The organism is Corynebacterium guaraldiae (assembly GCF_053480195.1).
Genome location: NZ_JBRBAU010000019.1, coordinates 1 through 19,174, shown reverse-complemented (window position 1 = coordinate 19,174; position 19,174 = coordinate 1). Strand labels below are relative to the sequence as shown.

Genomic DNA, 19,174 nt, shown 5'->3' with positions numbered 1-19,174 from the left:
GAGCTGTGTTTTTAAAGGTGCGGCCAGCACTCGCGCACGCGCTCGAACCACCACTCGCGGCGCTCGCCCGGCGCGGCGAGTGTGCTCAGGCGATCCGGGTCGGGGGTGAGGGCTTCGGCGCGCAGGTGACCGTCGACAAGCTCGCGTGGTGCTGTCACATCCTCCAGGAACAGCGACCCGATGGCCAGGCCCGCAGCGGCCGGGGTGACGTCGATGTCTTCGTCGTCATAGATTTGCGGCAAGGCGGCCACTGCGGCAAGTCCCATGGAGATTCCCACCGAGGTATCCAGGGCAGAGGCCACCGTGATGTCCATGTGGCGCTCGCGCAGGTGGGAGGCTACCTCGAGTACTTTGCGCACCCCGCCCAGCGGCGCGGGCTTAACCACGGCGACATCAGCCGCTTGCAATTCCGCCACCCGATAAGGGTCGCTGGCCTTGCGGATAGATTCATCCGCCGCCACCCGCACGAAAATCCCGGCGCGCATGAGCTGGGTGCGCACCTCCTTGAGTTCCTCAACGGTCTTGCACGGCTGCTCCATGTAATCCAGCGGCATGAGCTCCTTGGCCGCGGTGACGGCTTCCTCAACGCTCCAGCCGCAGTTGGCGTCGACGCGCAAAACCGGCACGCGACCCTGTGCCTCGATGTAGGCGCGGACAGCGTGAACGCGCGCGATATCGTCCTCTAGGGTCTGCCCCTTCTCCGCCACCTTGATTTTGAAGGTGCGGCAGCCGGGATAGCGCTCCATGACCTCCGGCACCTGCTCGGCAGGAACCGCAGGGACGGTGCCGTTGACTTCTACCCACTCGCGCACGGGTTCCGGAAAGCCTTCGTAGGCCGCTTCCAGCCCGGCGGCGAGCCAGCGGGCGGATTCCTCCGCCCCGTACTCCAGGAAGGGGGCGAACTCACCCCAGCCCGCGGGGCCATCGATAAGCAATGCTTCCCGGGTCGTAATGCCACGGAACTTCACGGCGAGTGGAAGGGAGACCACGTGGGCGCGGTCAAGGACGTCATCAATGTGCATGACGTTCATCGTACGTGTGGGGGGGTTGAGCGCGACACCTGTCATAGCCGGTGTTACCTTTAAACAGTAAGTGGATATAACCAGAAGAAGGATCTTTACATGCTCTACCTTCTCATCGCGCTACTGGCCATCGCCGCAGTTGTCTACCTCATCTATAAGAAAGTCCACGCCGCGGCCTCCATCTTTGCCGTTGGCGTAATCCTGCTCATGCTCGCCGCTCTCACTGGGCGCGCGGACTTCCGAACCACAGAAATTGAAGCGACCGGCAATGCCTTCTACGACCAGCTGCTCGTCGTGGACGCGCTGTTCAAGTCGCGCTTCTCCGGCATCGGTATGGCGATTATGGTGCTCTTCGGCTTTGTGTCCTATATGCGCCACATCGGCGCGGATGCCAAGACGGTCGTGGTGCTCTCCTCACCGCTCAAGCGCTTCAAAGGCTCCTACTGGCTGGTCCCAGTGGGCTTCATCCTGGGCACGCTGCTCTCACTGGTGATCCCCTCGGCCGCAGCGCTTTCCCTATTGCTCGTGGCCACGCTCCTTCCAGCACTCATCGCTGCGGGCCTGACACCCCTGACCGTGGGCGCCATCGTGGTGACCTCCTCCACCATCGTTCCCACCCCGCTGGAGGCCGGCCTCATTCAGGGCGCCGATCTCACCAACATGACTCCGACGGAATTCGTCTACGGCGCCGTCGCCTACGCCACGGTTCCCACGCTGCTCATCACGGCCTTCGTCCACATGTGGTGGCAGCACCGCTGCGATAAGGCGGATGCCCGCAAAGCCCTGGCCTCCGGTGAAGTCACCGCTGACTCGATGTGCGATAAAGCCACTGAGGAAGCCATCGCCCGCGCCGCCTCCCTGCCGGGTTACTACGCCGTGCTCCCGCTCATGCCGCTGCTGCTCATCATCATCTCCGCCATCCTCAACCGCATGGGCGTTATCCCCTTTGAGGGCGGCATCCTCCCGGTGACCGTGGTCTCCCTGTTCATCGCGATGATCATCGAGTCCATCCGCAAGCGCACCGTCACGGGTGCGGTAGATTCCATCTCCAGCTTCTTCAAGGGCATGGGCGAGGGCGCTGCGGGCGTCGTGGCCCTGCTGGTTGCCGCCGCCGTCCTGGTGGAAGGTATTACGCAGATGGGCGTCATTGACATGCTTATCGACGCCGCCGAAGGCTCCTCCGGCGCCGCCGTCCTCATCGTCCTCATCTTCGTCGCCGCCACCGCCGCGATGGCAGCACTCACCGGCTCCGGCACCGCGCCTTACTTCGCCTTCTCTGAGGTAGTGCCCAACCTGGCCTCGCAGACCTCCATCCACGCCCCGCAGATGCTCACCGCCATTTGGGGAACGTCCAACCTCATGCGCCAGGTCTCCCCGGTCAACGCCGCGGTGCTCATTGTTGCCGGCGCCATCAAGGTCAACCCCATCCAGCTGGTCAAGCGCACCTCCGTGCCCATGATTGTGGCGACGGTGCTCAACACGCTGTTTGCGTTCATGTTTATTGGGTAACACTCCCCGGCTGTGGCCTTAGCGCCCCTTTAAACCACCATGCGGGGCGCTAGGCTACAACTCATGCGAAAACTCTCTACTCTCTCTTTACTCGTTGCCGCCGGAATTGCATTGAACGCCTGCGGCGATACTTCTGACTCCTCTACACCTGCTAGTGAGGCTTCTGCCGACAGCCAATTAACCTCCGTTGTGGCCCCAGTGACTGCCTCCACTTCCGAGGCCCCCGAGGACAGCGGCCCCGCGCCGACTCTTAACGATGCCCCGAGCGGCACTCCCGCCGCGGACGACAACGCCAACCCCAACCCGGGCGGCCACAACATCAACGTCGGGCAAGTCGGCGGTGCATGCGGCTATACCAATCAAGGAGACAAGATCCACGCAGGAGAAAACACCTCCTGTGAGTTCGCCGCCGCTATGTTTGATGAGGCCATCAAGCACACCTTCACCTGGTCGCAGCGCAGTTCTACCGTGAATGGCTCCTACAACACCCGCATTACAGCCATGAGCCCGGCGACCAAACAAACCTACGACCTGTATTGCGCCATGGGCTCTGACACTCGAACTTTCTACTGCGGCATCGACGGCGACAATTCTGTCTACGCCAGCTTTGAAGAGGCCAATCGCCAGACGTGGACTAACCGGCTGTCTACCGAAGGCCAGCCGTAGCGAGCAACCAAACATGACGTACACAACGATCAAATAAGGCCCCAGATCATCGAAGTTTTCGGCCGCTATTTGTTAGAAGTGTCACGCCGCCAATGCGAAGCCTCCTGCCTGCCGTACAATTGCACAGACAATCAATCCCATTAAGGGTTAAAGGAGGAACCATGCTACTTGCTGAAGCCTTGGCCGAACGCGCCCAGGCGCAGGAGCGCCTCAACTCGCTGAGTGACCGACTCGCGGCAACCGTCCGCATCCAGGAAGGCGATGAACCGGATGAGAACCCGACGGATCTCCTCCGTGAGCTGGAGGGCGTAACCAAGCGCATCGATGAGCTCGTCATCGCGATCAACGCCACGAACACGGCTACCGCGTTCGACGATGAGATCACGCTGATGGAGGCACTCGCACTTCGTGATGGACTGCTGCGCAAGCGCCGCATCTACCAGGGGTTGGCAGAGCGCGCGGGTGCGCGCCACGACCGCTACTCCCGCTCGGAGATCAAGTTCGTGGCCACCGTGCCCGTGCCGAAGCTGCGCGAGCGCGCCGATGATCTGGCCCGCCAGTACCGCGAGCTCGATACCCGCATCCAGCAGCTGAACTGGAATACGGAACTGATAATTAAATAGCGACTGCCGCTAGTTGTGCCGCATTCTTGCGGCACGTAGTCATGTCGTTCGACATGTAGTCACGTCGCGCGCCTCATGCGCGCGACGGTAGCCCACACTCTTCGCAGCGAGCGCAACCCTTACTGGGCAGGGAAAAGTCCAGTGCTTCTCAGGCGCCTTCGTAGCGCAAGAAGGCAGGGAGGTTCGATTCCGTCCCACTGTATGGTGTACCGCGCTGGTACGGAGTACACGTGCACATTGACGGGGATAATCCCGCAGTATTGTTTATTGTTTATCACCGCCGCGCTGGGCGGAGAGTGTGGGTGAGGGTTGGGAATGGGGACTATACTTCCGGCGCACTGCTTTCCAATTAAGCTGGTGTGCCATGAGCGAGCAGAAGAATTACAGCACCGATAATCCGTTCAAGCCGGAACTCTGGCGCCCCGTCGAGGGCTTTGAGGCCCTGACGGATATCACCTATCACCGGCTCATCAGCGACGGCCCAAAGCCACAGCGCAAGGACGGCATCGTCCGCATCGCCTTCGACCGCCCCGAGGTGCGCAATGCGTTTCGCCCGCACACGGTGGATGAGCTCTACCGCGCGCTGGACCACGCGCGCCGCACGCCAGATGTTGGCACGGTGTTGCTGACCGGCAACGGGCCCTCCCAAAAGGACGGCGGCTGGGCGTTTTGCTCCGGCGGTGACCAGCGCATTCGCGGCCGCTCCGGGTACCGCTACGCCACCGAGCACGCGCACGATGACGCGACTGCCGACGAATCCACCGTCGACACCGCCCGCGAAAAAGTTGAGGGCGGCCGCCTGCACATCCTGGAGGTCCAGCGCCTCATCCGCACCATGCCCAAGGTGGTCATCGCCGTGGTTAACGGCTGGGCCGCCGGCGGCGGGCACTCCCTGCACGTGGTGTGCGATATGACCATTGCCTCCCGCCAGGAAGCCCGCTTCAAGCAGACCGACGCCGACGTCGGCTCTTTCGACGCCGGCTATGGCTCGGCCTACCTGGCCAAGATGGTGGGCCAGAAGTACGCCCGCGAGATCTTTTTCTTGGGACGCACCTACGACGCGCAGCGCATGTACGAGATGGGTGCCGTCAACGAGGTAGTTAACCACGCCGAGCTGGAGGACGCCGCCATCCAGATGGGACGCGAGATCAACATGAAGTCCCCCACCGCCCAGCGCATGCTCAAGTTCGCCTTCAACCTCACCGATGATGGCCTCATGGGCCAGCAGGTCTTCGCCGGCGAAGCCACCCGCTTGGCTTATATGACCGACGAAGCCGTCGAGGGCAAGGAATCCTTCCTGGAAAAGCGCGAGCCCAACTGGGATGACTTCCCGTACTACTACTAGTTCCCCCAAGGAGAGCCTGACGTGCTTTATTTTTCCATTGCCCTCGCGGCCATCGCGCTCGTTGCCGTCATCGGTTCCCGCGTGTGGATGCTGCGCCACATCCAGCAGGCTCAGAGGGACGGTGAGCGCCCCTTCGATCAGGAGGATGAGCTCATCAACCCTTACGAACACCGCGGGCGGTAACCTAACTAACCGTGACTTTCCTCTCTCCTCTGCCCGTCGATCCGCGTGACCCTGCCGCCATCCTCCCTGATCTGGAAGCGGCCATCGCAGGACAAGCCACCTTCCTGCCCATTCCGGCGGAGGACCGCACCCGCGCGCAGCTGCTGCGCAACCACATGCGCGCAGGAGAACCTATTGACTCCTCCATCGCACTCGTCGTGGCCACCTCTGGGTCCACGGGCACACCGAAGGGCGCGCAACTCACGGCCGCCAACTTGGTGTCTAGTGCCGATGCCACGCACCGGACTTTAGGCGGCACCGGTCAGTGGCTACTAGCCATGCCCGCCTCCCATATCGCGGGCATCCAGGTATTGGTGCGCTCCCTCGTCGCGGGCGTGGAGCCGCTCTGCCTTGACCTGTCGGAAGGTTTTTCCATCCCCAGTTTCGCCCGCGCCGCGCACGAGCTGGCCGCCACTGGGGATCGCTCATACACGGGCCTGACCCCGATGCAGCTAGCCAAGGCCATGGATTCGCTAGAAGGAATCGAGGCCCTGCGCACCTTTGATGCCATCCTCGTCGGAGGTGCTGCCACCCACCCACAGTTGTTGGACTCTGCGAAAAAGCTGCGCATCAACATCGTCACCACCTACGGTTCCTCAGAGACTTCCGGCGGCTGCGTCTACAACGGCCGTCCCCTCGATCGCGCTCTTGTTCGCATCGGCGACGAGGGGCGCATTTACCTTGGCGGGCCCATGATTGCGCAGGGCTATCGAAACGTGGACTCAGATGCCTTCATGGTCGATGAGTCCGGTACCTCGTGGTTTGCTACCTCCGACGCCGGCGCGCTTCACGACGGCCACCTCACCGTCACCGGGCGCCTCGACAACATCCTGAACACCGGCGGGCTCAAGCTCCACCCAGAGCAGCTCGAGCAGCACATCCTTCGCGTGCCGGGAGTGGACGGCGTGTGCGTGGTCGGCATCCCCCACCCACGCTTGGGACAGATGATCGTCGCTGCCTATACCGGATGGGCGGATGTCGGCGATATCCTTGTGGCTCTCGACGATAGTGGCCTTCCCCGGTGGCACATCCCCAAGGACTTCAAGCGCCTGGCCCAGCTCCCCACCACCGGTCCCGGCAAGGTAGACCGCCTCGCCGTCGCCCGCATGTGGGACAGCTAAGCCTCCGCTTCGCCAAAGCTGCGTACGGCAATGCCGCGCGCAGCGGATTCCCCGAGGGGGAAGTGCGCACCGCCGTCGACGGCAACCTCGAGCACACCCGCAACCGAGGGGGCAACGACGGTCAATTCCACTCCCGGCCGCACTCCATATTTATCCAGGTAGCGCAAAAATTCGCCGTCAGCGTCAGTGACCTGCTCCACGGTGACGGGGGTCTGCGCGGGGACGTCGATAAGCGTAATGCGCGAGACCGGCTCGGCAGTGCCATCCGGGGCAGGTATGGGATCACCATGCGGATCGCGGGCGGGGTTGCCCAGGAAAGAATCGAGGCGTTCAACGAGCCTGTCGGACGTCGCGTGCTCTAGCATTTCCGCCTCATCGTGCACCTCATCCCAGGTATAGCCCAGAGTGCGCACGAGGAAGGTTTCCAGGAGCCGATGCCGGCGCACCATTGCCACAGCCAGCCGCCGGCCTTCCTCAACAAGCCGAACACCGAAGTAGCGTTCGTGTTCCACCAGCCCCTTCGCGGCCAGGCGCTTGACCGCCTCCGACGTGGTGGGCAGCTTCTGCCCCGCCGCTTTAGCTAGGTCCCCCAGCGGCATCGCGGTATTAGCGCCCTCTTTCTCCTCATAGGTCCAGAGGATCTTGAGGTAATCCTGGGTGCGTTCGGGCAGCTCACTGATGTGCATACCCCCATCGTAGTTCAGCCTATTGCTTCCAAAGGTTTCAGGTCTTATGCTCTTTCAAGTTCAATCTATTGAACATCGACATTCACTTTTAATAAGAGAGGTTTCCCGTGAAGAAACTTATTGCGCTTCCCCTCGCTTCCCTCGTGGCTGCCACCGCGCTGACTGCCTGCACCAGCAGCGACTCCGCCGAAGCCCAGGACGACAATCTGACGATCTTCGCCACGACTGGTTACTTGGCTGATGCGGCCGCCAATATCGCCCCGGACGCCGACATCACCACCATGGTCGGTCCCGGCGGCGATCCGCACACCTACCAGCCCACCACGCGCGATATTGAAAAGATGCAGGACGCCGACCTCGTCCTCTGGAATGGCCTTCACCTCGAGGCGCAAATGGTGGACCAGCTCTCCTCCCTCGGTGAGAAGCAGCTAGCTGTCGGCGAACAGCTCGATACTGCTGACCTTCTGCCGTGGCCCGAGCAAGGTGACAAGGGCGAAAAACTCTACGACCCGCACATCTGGAATAGCCCCGAGCTGTGGAGCCAGGTCGTCGATCACATCGGCACCAAACTCGGCGAAATCGACTCTGACAATGCCGAAGACTATGCCGCGGCCGCCGATGAATATGAAGACAAGATTGCAGCCGCGCATGACAAAGCGGCTAAGGAACTCGAAAACGCCTCCCCGCGCGTCCTCATCACCGGCCATGACGCCTTCAACTACTTCGGCAAGACCTTCGACTTTGAAGTCCAAGCCACCGACTTCGTGACCACCGAAGCCACCAAGTCCGCCACTGAGATCTCCGAGCTCGCGGATACGATCGCGGAGAAGAAGGTCCCCGTTATCTTCCAAGATAACCAGGCGAACCCACAGGCCATCACTTCTCTCAAGGAAGCCGTAGAAACCCGCAACTGGACAGTCACCATCTCGGATGAAGAGCTCTTTGCCGATACCCTCGGCCCGGAAGCCCCAACCGATACCTACCTCGGAGCCTTCGAACATAACGCTAGCGCCGTGGCGAAAGCACTAAGCTAATGCTCAGCGTAGGAAACCTCACCGCCGGCTATCCCCGCACGCCGGTGCTTCACGACGCCTCCTTCACCCTCACCCCCGCGACTATCACCGGGCTGGTGGGTGCGAACGGGTCGGGAAAGTCTACTCTGGTCCGCACGCTGGTAGGGCTCCTTCCGCCTCTAGCCTGCGGGTCGATGACCTTCGATGGCGTCGATCTGGCACATTTTCGGCAGCGTCTCGGATATATGCCACAACATGCGGATATCGACTGGAATTACCCTGCCACCGCCTTCGACATCGCCCTGATGGGCCGCACCGCCGGGCTGCGCTGGTGGCAGTGGCCCAGCCGCGCTGACAAAGACGCCGCTCACGCCGCGCTTTCCCGCACCGGAATGCAGGCACACGCGCAGCTGCCGATTTCCGCCCTGTCTGGTGGTCAGCGCCAGCGCGTGTTGTTGGCGCGCACGCTCGTTAGCGAGCCGGAATTCATCATCCTCGACGAGCCCTTCGCTGGTGTCGATGCCGCGAGTCAGCGCGCCATCATGGATGTACTCAAGGAACTGCGCGAGAACGGCGTGACCATCCTGCTGGTGCATCACAACCTGGCGGAGGTCGCCGACTTTTGCGATGAGGTCCTCATGGTCGGCCACGGCCGGCTCATTGCTGCTGGCCCCACCGAGCAGGTACTTACCGAGTCCGCCATTGCCGACATGTTTTCCCTGCCATCATGAACCCACTCGAGCTTCTTCAGAACTACACCTATACCCAGGCACTCCTGGGCACCGTGCTCATCGGTGGCTGCGCTGGCGCGCTAGGCCCACTGGTATATGTTCGCCGCACCAGCCTGCTGGCCGATGCCATCTCGCATTCTTCCCTGCCTGGACTGCTCACCGCCTTCCTCGTGGCCACCGCCATTGGCTGGGACGGGCGAAATGTCTGGCTTCTTTCTTGCGGCGCCCTGCTCACCGGAACCCTCGCGGTGGGGTGCATTCACCTCATCCCGCGGTTAACTCCCCTGGGGCAAACCACTGCGATGGCGGCCACGCTAACCACATTTTTCTCGGTGGGAATGCTGCTCATGCAGTATATTTCCCGCCGACCATTGCCTGGCAAGGCCGGAATCCAGGATTATTTGCTGGGAAATGCCTCCACGCTCACTCGCGCGGATGTACGGTCCACACTCATCATCGGTGGCTGCGTGCTGCTTTTTCTTTTCCTCATTCACACCCGGCAGGCCGCAGTCACTTTTGATTCAAGTTTTGCCCAGGTAGCCGGCATCCGCACCTCGTTCCTCAACGCGGCTAGTTTCTTCGCCCTCACCGCCATCACGGTGCTCGGCGTCAAAGTCGTCGGCGTAGTGCTCATGGTCGCCGTGGTCATCAGCCCTGCCGCCGCTGCCCGCCCCTGGACCACGCGCTTGCTACCTTTCATCGCGCTCTCCGGGTTCTTCGGCGCGGCCACCGCTGCTCTCGGCTGCTATGTCTCCATTGCGCACGGCCCGCTGCCCACCGGTCCGGTCATCGTCCTGGCTCAGGCGGCGCTCGTCACTATCAGCCTCACCAGTAGAAAGCTAGCCTCATGACCCTCGCCGCGACCGCTTGTCTCCTTGCCGTTCTGACGGCCTTGGCCTGTGCTATCCCCGGCACCTTTGTTGTCCTCAAAGGCCAGGCCATGCTTATCGACGGCATCGGCCATGCCGTCCTTCCCGGAATTGCCGTCGGCTACCTCTTTACCGCAGATCTAGATTCACCCATCTTGCTCGTTACCGCGGCCGCTGGCGCCTTGGTGGTGGCGTTGGGAACTGACGCACTACAGCGCAGCCCGCTGGTGACTGCTGATTCCGCCCTCGGATTGGTCTTTCCCGCCCTGTTTGCCGCCGGAGTCATCCTGATTTCTACGCACATGAGCCACGTGCACCTTGATGTCCACGCCGTTCTCGTCGGTGATCTCAACCTCGCGGCCTTCTCCAATCCCAACTATTGCTACATCATGGCCGCAGTGCTGGGTATCAATGCTCTCTTCCTCGCCCTTACACTGCCGCGTTTATCCGCCACGACTTTTGACGCCGATTTTTGTGCCGCACGCGGGGTGCCCACGCGCGTTCTTCACATCATATTTATGACCGTGGTTGCCTGCACCGCCACCGCCGCCTTTCACGCTGCCGGTGCCATGCTGGTCATCGCTCTCATGGTATTCCCGACGATGACCGCGCGGCTGCTTACTCAGCGCGTGCCCACGCTGGTGTTGACCGCCTGTGGCGTTGCCGCTATCAGCGCGGTCGTGGGATTTTGGGTTGCCTATGTCCTTGACGCGGCTACCTCTGCCGCAATGACAGTCACCAATGCCGTTATTTTCGTTGCAGTGCTCATCATCTACCGCTTTCGCCAACGCACCAGCTCATTGCCGCAGCACACCACACCAGTGGCACAATAGTGAGCATGTCTGCCTATTCCGCCACTCCTGCCGATTGGCTCCAGGGTGCTCGCCCGCACACCTGGGCCAATGCCTTTGCTCCCGTTATCGCTGGTACCGGTGCCGCTGCCGCGGCCCACGGCCTGCACTGGGGCCGGGCGTTGCTGGCGCTCATCGTGGCCTGGGCGCTTATCATCGGCGTGAATTACGCCAACGATTACTCCGATGGCATCCGCGGCACCGATGATGACCGCACCGGCCCCCAGCGGCTTACCGGGGGCGGGCTGGCCAAACCACAGCACGTCAAGTTCGCCGCCTTCGTCTCCTTCGGCGTGGCGGCCATCGCCGGCATTTCGCTCTCCCTAGCTGCCAACGCGGCTTGGTTCATCCTCGTCGGCGCTGTGTGTATCGCCGGCGCCTGGTTTTACACCGGTGGCAAGAATCCCTACGGCTACCGCGGGTTCGGAGAAATCGCCGTTTTCGTGTTCTTCGGGCTCGTCGCGGTCCTAGGTACCGAGTACACACAGGCCGGCCGCATCACGTGGACAGGCCTTGCCTTAGCCGTGGGTATCGGCGGTATGAGTGCGGCGGTAAACCTGGCCAATAACATCCGGGACATCCCCTCCGATGAGGCCACCGGCAAGATCACCCTGGCTGTGCGCCTGGGTGATAAGAAGTCCCGCACGCTATTCATGACCCTGTTGCTGCTCCCGGTGTTGCTCACCGTGGGCTTGGCCTTCGATTCCTGGGCAGCGCTGGCCTCCCTGCTCTACTTCCCCCTCGCACTGGGCGCTATCCGCACCGTCAACCGCGGTGCGCGCGGACCCAAACTCATCCCGGTGCTCGGTATGACTGGCCGCGCGATGCTGGTATGGGCGGTTGTCAACGCAGTAGCGCTGGCTCTGGTTTAGCCTCTGATTTAGCGGCCAGCCAGCTCCTCCTGGACCCACTTCTTGTGGGCCTTGCGCTGCGCGGAGTACTCCGCCAGGGATTGGGTTGCTTCCACGCGCCACGTGGAAAAGAGCAGCATGGACAGTGGCAGCGCCACGAACAACGCCAGCAGCGCGGAAACCAGCAGCGGAAAGGTCTGGAGCACCGCCATCGCCAGTAGCTGAATCACTACAGTCAACACGATAAACAGCACCACACGGGCCGCGCCATACTTCCACAAAGCGACGCGGGAGCGGCGCTTGAGCGCGGGGTCCGGCTGGGGCGGGTCGGGGTTCTGGGAGGCGTTGGTGGTGTTTTCTGTCTGGCTCATAATTCTCACTTTTGCTTCGCGGGCATTCCGTAGAATACAACGCATGGGTCGATTGATACTACTACTCTTGTTTGTCCTCGCGGCAGTCCTCGTCTGGAAGGCTTTTGGTCCGTCGAGTTGGAATAAGAAGGTGCAGCAGGCGCAGCAGCCGCAGCGCCCGGCAATCAAGGGCCCCGATGATGACGAGGAATTCCTGTGGAACCTAGAGAAGCAGCGCTTCAAGGAGCGCCGCGCCAAGGAGCGGGAGGCCCAGCGCAAAGAGGAAGAACGCCGGCGGCGCTCACAGGGGCAGCAGGAGCCCAAGGCCCCCGAGGACAAGGACATTGAAGGCAAAGACTCTAAGGGGAAAGAAGCCTAGTCCTTCGGCACGAAGGTCATCTCGAGGCCGAGGGCCTCGGCCACCGCAACGACCTTTTCCCAGCGCACGCCAGAGCCACCGTGCTCAATAGTATGCAGCGTGGAGCGCGAAATCCCGGCCTTCCCAGCCAGGTCCTGTTGCAGGATGCCCAGCTCGCGACGGCGCTGCGCAAAGCCCTCACCAAGGGCGATGAGCTGAGGGTTATCGCCCGCCGGTTTGCCGGGCTTGTGCCGCGGCTTATGGATATCCGCCATTTAGTTCAGCCCCGCGTAGGAGTGCAGGCCGGAGACAACCATGTTGATGAAGAACAGGTTGAACACCATGAGCAGCATCGCCGCGATGTTGATGTACGGCGCGGCCTTACGGAAGGCCGGCGTGGCGCGAGCGTGCAGGTAGGCAGCGTAGAGGATCCAGGTGGCGAAGGACACGGTCTCCTTCGGGTCCCAACCCCAGTAGCGGCCCCACGCGGACTCGGCCCAAATAGCACCCAGCACGATGCCCAGGCCCAAGGTCGGCAGCGCCACTACGCCCAAGCGGTAGGCCAGGCGGTCCAGCTTCTTAGCTGAAGGAAGCGGGCGGGCAAGCGCGCCGAAGAAACCGGACTCGCCTCGCTTCGGCTGGAACTCACGCAGCACGCTGAGCAAAGAAGCGATACCGGAGACCACGCCGATGGATGCGCCCAGCGAAACCACGGTGACGTGGATGGGCAGCCAGTGTGACTGGAGTGCCGGAACCACCGGAGCGGATTCCGCATAGAGCTTGGTGGAGCCGTAGAACATCAGCGCCAGGATTGGCGTGAGCAGCCACGGCCACAGGGTGCGCCACTCCTTGCGCTGCATGGCGATGGTCGCCACCACCATCGCGCCGGCGGTCACCATGAGCATGTACTCGTAGAGGTTGCCAAATGGGAAGCGGCCGGTAGCCAAACCACGCAGCACGATGGCCGCCAAGTGCAGGGCGATGCCCAGCCACAGCAGCATCTGCGTCATGCCGCCGAGCTTGTCGGCGTTCTCCTGCTTCTTCGCCAAATCATCGTCTGCGGTGCTGGCCGTTGGGGGAACGTCGCCAAGCACGGCGCCATCTGCCGAAGCGCCCACGGTGGCGAGCTCACGCTGCTGCGGTGCAGCTGCGGTACGGGCGCGCATGGCCTCAATGATGCTCTGCATCCGGCCGTAGTACACCAGGGACAGCACCAAGGCGAGCGCATATACGACGAACGCGGTTTGCACCGCGATGTCTGAGAAGTTGGACAGATTCTGATCAACCTGCATGAGTGGGAAACCTTGCCTTCACAATCGTGCCTACCCCGTGCGCCACGCACGAGGCTGCATGAACGGAGAGATTTATGGTGCCCATAAGGCTACCCCCTTTTCCCAGCTGTATCCAACTTTTGAAGGATACGGTCCGCGCCTTTAGTCGGCGGAGTAGAGTTCGTCCTCCTCCACGTCATCGGGATCCGGCAATTCCAAAAGCTCGCGGTGCAGCTTATGGAACTCCTCAGACCAGCCCGCGCGGTCGGTGCGGGCAAGCCCGCCCATCTCGATATCGGTACCGCCGTTGGCACCCGGGCGGATGCGCACCCAGACGCGGCGTCGCTTGATCACCAGGGAGCCGACGAGCGAAACCAACATCACGAGAGCAGATACCAGCACCCAACCCTGGAAGGGGTCATAGGACACCTGGTAGTTCGCAAACTCGGAGGCACCGTCGAAGGTGACCTTGGTGCCGTCGTCCAGCGTGACCGATTCACCCTGGGTCAGGTTGACGCGGTCGATCTTTTGCAGCTGGCCCGAGTGGACCAGGCTGGAATCGAGGGAGAAGAAGGACTGCGGCTTGCCCGTGTCCAGGCCGGCATCGCCGCGGTAGATATCGATAGCCACCGCCGGATCCAGCATCGCCGGGTAGGAAGATTGCAGCAGCTTACCGTTCTCACCGGACCACTCGGCGGTCGGCGCAAACAGGCCCTGGATAGCGATCTGGTTCTGGCGGCGCTCAAACAGGTCCGGGTACATGCCCGACGGCGGATCGAAACGCATCACGCCCGAGGAGAGGAAGAACGTGGTGTCATTGGGCTGGAACTGGATGGTCTGCGTGCGCTTTTCGCCGTTGGGCCACTCCACCGTCATCGTCGGCGCAAAACCATGGCCCTGCAGGTAGACGCGGTTGTTATCAATGCGCAGCGGGTGGTTGACCTGCAGCTTGTAATCCTCCCAGGTCTCCGGGTCCGTGAAGATATCATCGCCGGCGGCATAGGACACATCGGAGGTGAACATCTCCGCCTGGCCATTAGGCAGGTAGTCCGCGGTGAAGTCGTGGGCCTTAAAACAGAAGGGGTGGAGACCCGTGCCGTCGAAAAGCGGGCCTGCGCGGAAGGAGTCATAGACGGAGGTTGAGGTATTACAGAACTCCGTGGACTGCGGCTGCTCTTGGGTCTGACCCTGGGAGTTCTTCTCCGTCACCACGATGACCTGGCCCTCATAATGCACCAAGCGCCCGGCTGCCATGGTGAGCAGGATGGCCACGAGCGCGATGTGGAAGATGAGGTTGCACAGCTCACGGGCATAGCCGCGCTCCGCCGAGAAGGACTGGGCACCCGCGCGGTCCTTCTCCGGGGAAACCTCGCTTACGCGCCACTTCTTCAGCATGGTCTTGGTTGCCGCGGCGATCTCCTCCGGGGACTTTTCCGAATGCCCGGTGGCATTGAGCGGCATCTTTTCCAGATACTTCGGCGCGCGCGTCGGCGGTGTGCGGTAGGCCTTGTAGTGATCCCAGGAGCGCGGGATGATGCAGCCCACCAGAGAAATCATGAGCAGGACGTAGATGGCCTGGAACCAGACGGAGGAGAAGACGTCGAAAAGCTGCAGCTTGTCGTAGATTTCCGCAACCTTGCCGTTGGTCTCAATGAAGTCATTGACGTTGGATTCATTGAGCGAGCGCTGCGGCAGAAGCGAACCCGGAATGGCGGCGATGGCCAGCAGGAAGAGCAGCGCCAGCGCGGTGCGCATGCTGGTCAGCCAGTGCCAGGCCTTGCGGATATATCTCACGAAAAATCTCCTTTACAGCAGCGTCGCGCCATAGGACACGGTCCACTGGCGGATGGCGTTGATGAAATCTCCCCACAGCCCGGTCAGCAGCGCCAGGCCGACGAGGATCATGGCGATGCCCCCGGCAATCTGGATGGCGCGGGAGTGCGTGCGCATCCACGAAATGGTGCGCATGGCCTTAACAGAGCCCAGTGCCACGAGCAGGAAGGGCAGGCCCAGCCCCAGGCAGTAGCCGACGATGAGCAGCGTGCCGCGCACCGCAGTCATGCCCGCGGTGCCGGCGGAGACGGACAAGATGGCGGCCAGCGTGGGCCCCAGGCACGGCGTCCAGCCCAGGGCAAACACGCCGCCGAGCAGCGGCGCGCCCAGCCACGTGGTCCAGCGCCTCGGCGCCATGCGCGTGTCCTTCTGCAGCACCGGCACCACACCCATAAAGACCACGCCCATGAGGATGGTGATGATACCGCCGACGCGCATAAGGGTGTCCGCGTTGAGCCGCAGCGCCGAGATGGCGCCGAAGACCGAAACCGTGGCCAGCACGAAGATGACGGTAAAGCCCAGCACGAAGAGTGCTGCGGCGCCGACGACGGCCCACTGCCGACGCTTGCCCACGCCGACCCCGAGCTCCTCGTCGTGGGTGACCTCACCGCCGACCACGGAGGCCAGGTAGGAGATGTAGCCGGGCACCAGCGGCACCACGCAGGGTGAGGCGAAAGATACCAGCCCGGCGGCGGCTGCGGCGAGGATTCCTAGCAGCAGCGGGCCGGCCGCGGCGGCGTCGGCAAAGCTCTGCCCGATTCCGTCAGCGGCTAGGATCACTGTTCTTTCTCCAGCTCGTCCACGACGTCGAGGACGTCCTGCTCCGTGATCTCCGTGAGGAAGACCGCGGCCGGGCGGTGCTGCTTGTCCAACACGATGGTGGTGGGCACCACGGAGGTGGGCACGCCGCCGAGCGCTGCGGCCGTCTTAAACGGCGGGTCGTAGATGGACGGGTACTCCAGGCCGTTATCGGTGAGGAAGTCCCGGGAAATCTCCGGGTTGAAGTCCTTGACGTTAATACCCAGTACGGTGCCTACCTTGCGCTTTTGCAGCTCCGCGTGGATGGCCTGGAGGTCATCCGATTCGGAGCGGCACGGCGCGCACCACTGACCCCAGGAGTTGAGGACGACGATCTGGTCTTTGAAATCCGAAAGCTTGATCGTCGTGGACTCATCCCGCAGGTCCTCACCGGAGAAATCCTTGAGCGGCTTGCGGTCTTCCTCCGCATAGCGGATGGTGGTCTGCCCGCCGGGCGAGATGAACTCGAAGGTGCCGCCGGAAGCCACGGCGTTCTGCGCGTTTTCCTCGCTTTGCGAGCAGCCAGCCAAGGCAAACACAGCAAGGACACCGGCCGCGGCGGCGCGGATAGTTCTGCGTCCCATTAGATGTCCTGCGCCGGTTCGGAGTAGAAGATATCGATGATCTCGCGGTCACGGTAGACCAGCGAAGTCACCGAAGCCAGCGCGCACGTGCGGTCCCACGGCGCGTGGGCCAGGCGCTTGCCCAACACGGTGCGCTGCACCATGACGATGGGCAGCTGATGGGAAACCACGATGGCCTCGTGTCCCTCGGCCTTGGCGCGGGCGCGCTCGGCGGCGTCCATCATGCGCGCGGCGATCTCCTCGAAAGGCTCGCCCCACGAGGGCTCAAGCGGATTGACCATGAGCGGCCAGCGCTGCGGATTCCACAACTGCGAATTCCAGCCTTTGGTGCGCAAGCCCTCGAAGCGGTTGCCGGACTCGATGACGCCCTTGTCGACGTCCACCTCCAAGCCCGTCACCTGCGCAATCGGCAGCGCGGTTTCCTGCGCGCGCTGCAGCGGCGAGGCCGCCAGGTAGGTCACGTCATGGCCTTCGAAGGCTTTCGCTGTGCGCGCGGCCATGGAATGCCCACGGGAGGACAGGTGGTAGCCCGGGATGCGCCCGTAGAGGATCTTATCCGGGTTATAAACCTCGCCGTGGCGGACGAAGTGGACGATGGTGGTGGACATATGCCTGTGTCTATCCCCTCAAATGGTCTGTTTACTGCGGGCGCTGCGCGCTGGCAGCGGCCTTGGCGGCAGGCTTGAGAGCTGCCTCGATTACCTCAAAATCTTTGTCCGTGAGCGCGTCAGAGACAAACCAAGTCTCGAAGGCTGACGGCGGAACATAGACGCCGCCCTCCAGCAGTGCGTGGAAGAAGGGGGCGAAACGCCAGGTATCGGCGGCCTGCATGTCGGCGAAGTTGCGACCCTGACCCTCGGCGAAGCGGATGGAGAACATCGTCTCCGCGCGCTGGATGTGGTGTGCCACGCCGGCGGCATCAAGTGCCGCCGTTATCAGGCTGGTCAGGCAGTCCGCGTTGGCCTGCAGGCGCGGGTACAACTCTTCGTTGGCCAGCTCCAGGGATGCTAGACCGGAGGCCATCGCCACCGGGTTACCGGACAGCGTGCCCGCCTGGTAGACGGGGCCAGCAGGGGCGAGGGAAGCCATGACGTCGGCGCGGCCGCCGAACGCCGCGGCGGGCAATCCGCCGGAGACAACCTTGCCGAAGGTCACCAGGTCACCGGCCACGCCGTCGACGCCGAACCAACCCTGGTGGGAGGTGCGGAAGCCCGTCATAACCTCATCGAGGATGAGCAGGGCGCCGTCGGCATGCGCAATCTCCTTAAGCGCCGCGTTGAAGCCCTCCTCCGGGGCCACGGTGCCCATGTTGCCCGCCGCGGCTTCGGCGATGATGCAGGCGATCTCTCCCGGGTGCGCGGCGAAGGCCTCGCGGACGGCGTCGAGATCGTTGTACGGGACGACGATGGTGTCCGCGGCCGAGGCACCCGTGACGCCCGGGGAATCCGGCAGCGCGAAGGTGGCCACGCCGGAGCCAGCCGACGCCAACAGCGCATCCACGTGGCCGTGGTAGCAGCCCTCAAACTTCAGGACCTTGGCGCGGCCGGTGAAACCGCGGGCCAGCCGCACGGCGGACATGGTGGCCTCGGTACCGGAATTGACCAGGCGCACCTGCTCCACCGCGGTGCGCTTGACGATGTGCTCCGCCAGCAACGTCTCGCCCTCGGTGGGCGCGCCGAAGGAGAGGCCATCGGCAGCCGCCTTCTGGACTGCCTCCACGATGGCCGGGTGGGCGTTGCCGTGGATCATCGGGCCATAGGAACTAACCAGGTCGACGTACTCGTTGCCGTCGATGTCCCAGAGGCGCGAGCCCTCGCCACGGGCGATGACGCGGGCTTGGCCACCCACGGATCCGAAGGCGCGGACCGGGGAATTCACGCCACCCGGGGTGACCTTCGTGGCGCGCTCGAACCACTCGGCGGACTGGGACGTATTCTGCTGATTTCGCTGGCTGGAGTTAGGCATAGCCCACATTGTATCGGTTTTAGCCCTATACAAAAGTTTGAGTCCCCTTGTGTCCTTCCGTCCTCCCTCCACTGCCTCCTAAGCGGCAGCAATCGCTCGCGCTGCGCGCCCGCTACTGTGGCGCTATGCTGGCAGCACACTGTTGATTCTGCCTTTCCTTATTTAAGCGCTGGGGTGCGCTGTGGAGAGGCACTACTTAAGGGGGATTCCCATGGCATCGCGCCGTTTTCTTGTCATTCTTGCCTGCCTTCCACTGTCTGCCTGCGCTGCCACTCAGGCAGAAACCGCTCCGCGAACCGAACCCAGCCCTACCACCTCGGCCCAACCAACGTCCTGGCAGCCGAATGCCCTGCCCCAGCCGGTCAACCGCTTTGGCGACACCACCTCTATCTCGCCCGCCCCGGCCGAACCGGAATCTGAAACCGAGGCGCCCGCGCCCGCACCCACGACCGTCGAGGCCCCCGCGCCACGCATCGAAGTAGAAACCGTCACCCTCCCCGCCCCGG

22 protein-coding genes and 1 pseudogene are annotated in these 19,174 nt (G+C 62.9%); 13 read left to right on the top strand and 10 right to left on the bottom strand.

Translation table 11 applies throughout. The annotated features are described in order from the left end of the window. Nucleotides 1-11 precede the first annotated feature (11 nt). Nucleotides 12-1,031 carry an o-succinylbenzoate synthase gene (locus ACUY3D_RS11880; RefSeq protein ID WP_448241165.1) on the bottom strand — a complete coding sequence of 340 codons (1,020 nt, stop codon included), beginning with the start codon at nucleotides 1,029-1,031 and terminating at the stop codon, nucleotides 12-14. Between the two features lie 90 nt (nucleotides 1,032-1,121). Between ACUY3D_RS11880 and dcuC the strand changes: the two genes are divergently transcribed. The 6 genes from dcuC to menE all read left to right on the top strand — a co-directional run bounded on the left by dcuC (nucleotide 1,122) and on the right by menE (nucleotide 6,508). After that, nucleotides 1,122-2,531 carry a C4-dicarboxylate transporter DcuC gene (gene dcuC / locus ACUY3D_RS11875; protein WP_070533911.1) on the top strand — a complete coding sequence of 470 codons (1,410 nt, stop codon included), beginning with the start codon at nucleotides 1,122-1,124 and terminating at the stop codon, nucleotides 2,529-2,531. Nucleotides 2,532-2,594: 63 nt separating this feature from the next. Continuing rightward, nucleotides 2,595-3,197, top strand: coding sequence for a hypothetical protein (locus tag ACUY3D_RS11870; RefSeq protein WP_070526043.1), 603 nt, complete (start codon nucleotides 2,595-2,597; stop codon nucleotides 3,195-3,197). A 161-nt stretch (nucleotides 3,198-3,358) separates the two neighbouring features. Then, the gene (locus tag ACUY3D_RS11865) at nucleotides 3,359-3,820 is read left to right on the top strand and encodes a DIP1984 family protein (RefSeq protein ID WP_070596766.1); all 462 of its coding nucleotides are present in this window, start codon (nucleotides 3,359-3,361) and stop codon (nucleotides 3,818-3,820) included. A 364-nt stretch (nucleotides 3,821-4,184) separates the two neighbouring features. Continuing rightward, nucleotides 4,185-5,165 (top strand): 1,4-dihydroxy-2-naphthoyl-CoA synthase, encoded by a 981-nt coding sequence (locus tag ACUY3D_RS11860; RefSeq protein ID WP_070596767.1) that lies wholly within the window; start codon nucleotides 4,185-4,187, stop codon nucleotides 5,163-5,165. 21 nt (nucleotides 5,166-5,186) lie between these two features. Beyond that, a complete protein-coding gene (locus ACUY3D_RS11855; protein ID WP_448241163.1) occupies nucleotides 5,187-5,348 on the top strand; it encodes a hypothetical protein in 162 nt (53 codons plus the stop codon). An 11-nt stretch (nucleotides 5,349-5,359) separates the two neighbouring features. Next, nucleotides 5,360-6,508 carry an o-succinylbenzoate--CoA ligase gene (menE, locus tag ACUY3D_RS11850; protein WP_448241162.1) on the top strand — a complete coding sequence of 383 codons (1,149 nt, stop codon included), beginning with the start codon at nucleotides 5,360-5,362 and terminating at the stop codon, nucleotides 6,506-6,508. Here menE and ACUY3D_RS11845 read toward each other — a convergent pair. Further along, a complete protein-coding gene (locus ACUY3D_RS11845; RefSeq protein WP_070683581.1) occupies nucleotides 6,505-7,194 on the bottom strand; it encodes a metal-dependent transcriptional regulator in 690 nt (229 codons plus the stop codon). The two genes, menE and ACUY3D_RS11845, sit on opposite strands and share 4 nt — an antisense overlap. Nucleotides 7,195-7,301: 107 nt before the next feature. On the opposite strand from ACUY3D_RS11845, the gene ACUY3D_RS11840 reads away from it, so the two are divergent. From ACUY3D_RS11840 to ACUY3D_RS11820, 5 genes are read left to right on the top strand one after another with little or no spacing between them, the layout of a single operon-like run. Further along, nucleotides 7,302-8,228 carry a metal ABC transporter substrate-binding protein gene (locus ACUY3D_RS11840; protein ID WP_070521016.1) on the top strand — a complete coding sequence of 309 codons (927 nt, stop codon included), beginning with the start codon at nucleotides 7,302-7,304 and terminating at the stop codon, nucleotides 8,226-8,228. After that, on the top strand, nucleotides 8,228-8,938 hold the full coding sequence (locus ACUY3D_RS11835; RefSeq protein WP_010189751.1) for a metal ABC transporter ATP-binding protein: 711 nt from the start codon (nucleotides 8,228-8,230) through the stop codon (nucleotides 8,936-8,938). Before ACUY3D_RS11840 ends, ACUY3D_RS11835 begins: the two co-directional genes overlap by 1 nt. Next, nucleotides 8,935-9,789, top strand: coding sequence for a metal ABC transporter permease (locus ACUY3D_RS11830; RefSeq protein ID WP_010189752.1), 855 nt, complete (start codon nucleotides 8,935-8,937; stop codon nucleotides 9,787-9,789). Before ACUY3D_RS11835 ends, ACUY3D_RS11830 begins: the two co-directional genes overlap by 4 nt. Continuing rightward, the gene (locus ACUY3D_RS11825) at nucleotides 9,786-10,640 is read left to right on the top strand and encodes a metal ABC transporter permease (protein WP_010189755.1); all 855 of its coding nucleotides are present in this window, start codon (nucleotides 9,786-9,788) and stop codon (nucleotides 10,638-10,640) included. Before ACUY3D_RS11830 ends, ACUY3D_RS11825 begins: the two co-directional genes overlap by 4 nt. 5 nt (nucleotides 10,641-10,645) lie before the next feature. Then, nucleotides 10,646-11,530, top strand: coding sequence for a 1,4-dihydroxy-2-naphthoate polyprenyltransferase (locus ACUY3D_RS11820; protein WP_448241161.1), 885 nt, complete (start codon nucleotides 10,646-10,648; stop codon nucleotides 11,528-11,530). Nucleotides 11,531-11,538: 8 nt separating this feature from the next. Here ACUY3D_RS11820 and ACUY3D_RS11815 read toward each other — a convergent pair whose 3' ends face one another. After that, nucleotides 11,539-11,880, bottom strand: coding sequence for a DUF4229 domain-containing protein (locus ACUY3D_RS11815; protein WP_070533925.1), 342 nt, complete (start codon nucleotides 11,878-11,880; stop codon nucleotides 11,539-11,541). Nucleotides 11,881-11,923: 43 nt separating this feature from the next. On the opposite strand from ACUY3D_RS11815, the gene ACUY3D_RS11810 reads away from it, so the two are divergent. Next, nucleotides 11,924-12,238: a hypothetical protein gene (locus tag ACUY3D_RS11810; protein ID WP_070521026.1), complete on the top strand. Its 315-nt coding sequence runs from the start codon at nucleotides 11,924-11,926 to the stop codon at nucleotides 12,236-12,238. On the opposite strand, the gene relB is transcribed toward ACUY3D_RS11810, so the two are convergent. The 7 genes from relB to hemL all read right to left on the bottom strand — a co-directional run bounded on the left by relB (nucleotide 12,235) and on the right by hemL (nucleotide 18,677). Further along, the gene (gene relB / locus ACUY3D_RS11805) at nucleotides 12,235-12,492 is read right to left on the bottom strand and encodes a type II toxin-antitoxin system RelB family anti-toxin (protein ID WP_070533927.1); all 258 of its coding nucleotides are present in this window, start codon (nucleotides 12,490-12,492) and stop codon (nucleotides 12,235-12,237) included. The genes ACUY3D_RS11810 and relB overlap by 4 nt on opposite strands. After that, the gene (gene ccsB / locus ACUY3D_RS11800) at nucleotides 12,493-13,509 is read right to left on the bottom strand and encodes a c-type cytochrome biogenesis protein CcsB (protein WP_070533928.1); all 1,017 of its coding nucleotides are present in this window, start codon (nucleotides 13,507-13,509) and stop codon (nucleotides 12,493-12,495) included. Between the two features lie 141 nt (nucleotides 13,510-13,650). Beyond that, a complete protein-coding gene (gene resB / locus ACUY3D_RS11795) occupies nucleotides 13,651-15,282 on the bottom strand; it encodes a cytochrome c biogenesis protein ResB (RefSeq protein ID WP_070533930.1) in 1,632 nt (543 codons plus the stop codon). Between the two features lie 12 nt (nucleotides 15,283-15,294). Further along, a complete protein-coding gene (locus ACUY3D_RS11790; RefSeq protein ID WP_070521038.1) occupies nucleotides 15,295-16,101 on the bottom strand; it encodes a cytochrome c biogenesis CcdA family protein in 807 nt (268 codons plus the stop codon). After that, on the bottom strand, nucleotides 16,098-16,703 hold the full coding sequence (locus ACUY3D_RS11785; RefSeq protein WP_070521042.1) for a TlpA disulfide reductase family protein: 606 nt from the start codon (nucleotides 16,701-16,703) through the stop codon (nucleotides 16,098-16,100). The genes ACUY3D_RS11790 and ACUY3D_RS11785 overlap by 4 nt, the downstream gene beginning before the upstream one ends. Further along, a complete protein-coding gene (locus ACUY3D_RS11780) occupies nucleotides 16,703-17,311 on the bottom strand; it encodes a histidine phosphatase family protein (protein ID WP_070521045.1) in 609 nt (202 codons plus the stop codon). The genes ACUY3D_RS11785 and ACUY3D_RS11780 overlap by 1 nt, the downstream gene beginning before the upstream one ends. A 31-nt stretch (nucleotides 17,312-17,342) precedes the next feature. Continuing rightward, nucleotides 17,343-18,677: a glutamate-1-semialdehyde 2,1-aminomutase gene (hemL, locus tag ACUY3D_RS11775; protein WP_448241160.1), complete on the bottom strand. Its 1,335-nt coding sequence runs from the start codon at nucleotides 18,675-18,677 to the stop codon at nucleotides 17,343-17,345. Between the two features lie 202 nt (nucleotides 18,678-18,879). Here hemL and ACUY3D_RS11770 point away from each other — a divergent pair. Then, nucleotides 18,880-19,174: pseudogene (locus ACUY3D_RS11770) on the top strand (hypothetical protein); the annotation flags it as partial.

Coding starts and splice junctions, on each gene's coding strand:
- ACUY3D_RS11860 (WP_070596767.1), top strand. CDS start 4,185: ATGAGCGAGCAGAAGAATTACAGCACCGATAATCCGTTCAAGCCGGAA.
- ccsB (WP_070533928.1), bottom strand. CDS start 13,509: ATGCAGGTTGATCAGAATCTGTCCAACTTCTCAGACATCGCGGTGCAA.
- ACUY3D_RS11815 (WP_070533925.1), bottom strand. CDS start 11,880: ATGAGCCAGACAGAAAACACCACCAACGCCTCCCAGAACCCCGACCCG.
- ACUY3D_RS11880 (WP_448241165.1), bottom strand. CDS start 1,031: ATGAACGTCATGCACATTGATGACGTCCTTGACCGCGCCCACGTGGTC.
- ACUY3D_RS11870 (WP_070526043.1), top strand. CDS start 2,595: ATGCGAAAACTCTCTACTCTCTCTTTACTCGTTGCCGCCGGAATTGCA.
- ACUY3D_RS11825 (WP_010189755.1), top strand. CDS start 9,786: ATGACCCTCGCCGCGACCGCTTGTCTCCTTGCCGTTCTGACGGCCTTG.
- relB (WP_070533927.1), bottom strand. CDS start 12,492: ATGGCGGATATCCATAAGCCGCGGCACAAGCCCGGCAAACCGGCGGGC.
- ACUY3D_RS11865 (WP_070596766.1), top strand. CDS start 3,359: ATGCTACTTGCTGAAGCCTTGGCCGAACGCGCCCAGGCGCAGGAGCGC.
- ACUY3D_RS11780 (WP_070521045.1), bottom strand. CDS start 17,311: ATGTCCACCACCATCGTCCACTTCGTCCGCCACGGCGAGGTTTATAAC.
- ACUY3D_RS11810 (WP_070521026.1), top strand. CDS start 11,924: ATGGGTCGATTGATACTACTACTCTTGTTTGTCCTCGCGGCAGTCCTC.
- hemL (WP_448241160.1), bottom strand. CDS start 18,677: ATGTGGGCTATGCCTAACTCCAGCCAGCGAAATCAGCAGAATACGTCC.
- ACUY3D_RS11785 (WP_070521042.1), bottom strand. CDS start 16,703: ATGGGACGCAGAACTATCCGCGCCGCCGCGGCCGGTGTCCTTGCTGTG.
- ACUY3D_RS11845 (WP_070683581.1), bottom strand. CDS start 7,194: ATGCACATCAGTGAGCTGCCCGAACGCACCCAGGATTACCTCAAGATC.
- dcuC (WP_070533911.1), top strand. CDS start 1,122: ATGCTCTACCTTCTCATCGCGCTACTGGCCATCGCCGCAGTTGTCTAC.
- ACUY3D_RS11820 (WP_448241161.1), top strand. CDS start 10,646: ATGTCTGCCTATTCCGCCACTCCTGCCGATTGGCTCCAGGGTGCTCGC.
- ACUY3D_RS11830 (WP_010189752.1), top strand. CDS start 8,935: ATGAACCCACTCGAGCTTCTTCAGAACTACACCTATACCCAGGCACTC.
- ACUY3D_RS11835 (WP_010189751.1), top strand. CDS start 8,228: ATGCTCAGCGTAGGAAACCTCACCGCCGGCTATCCCCGCACGCCGGTG.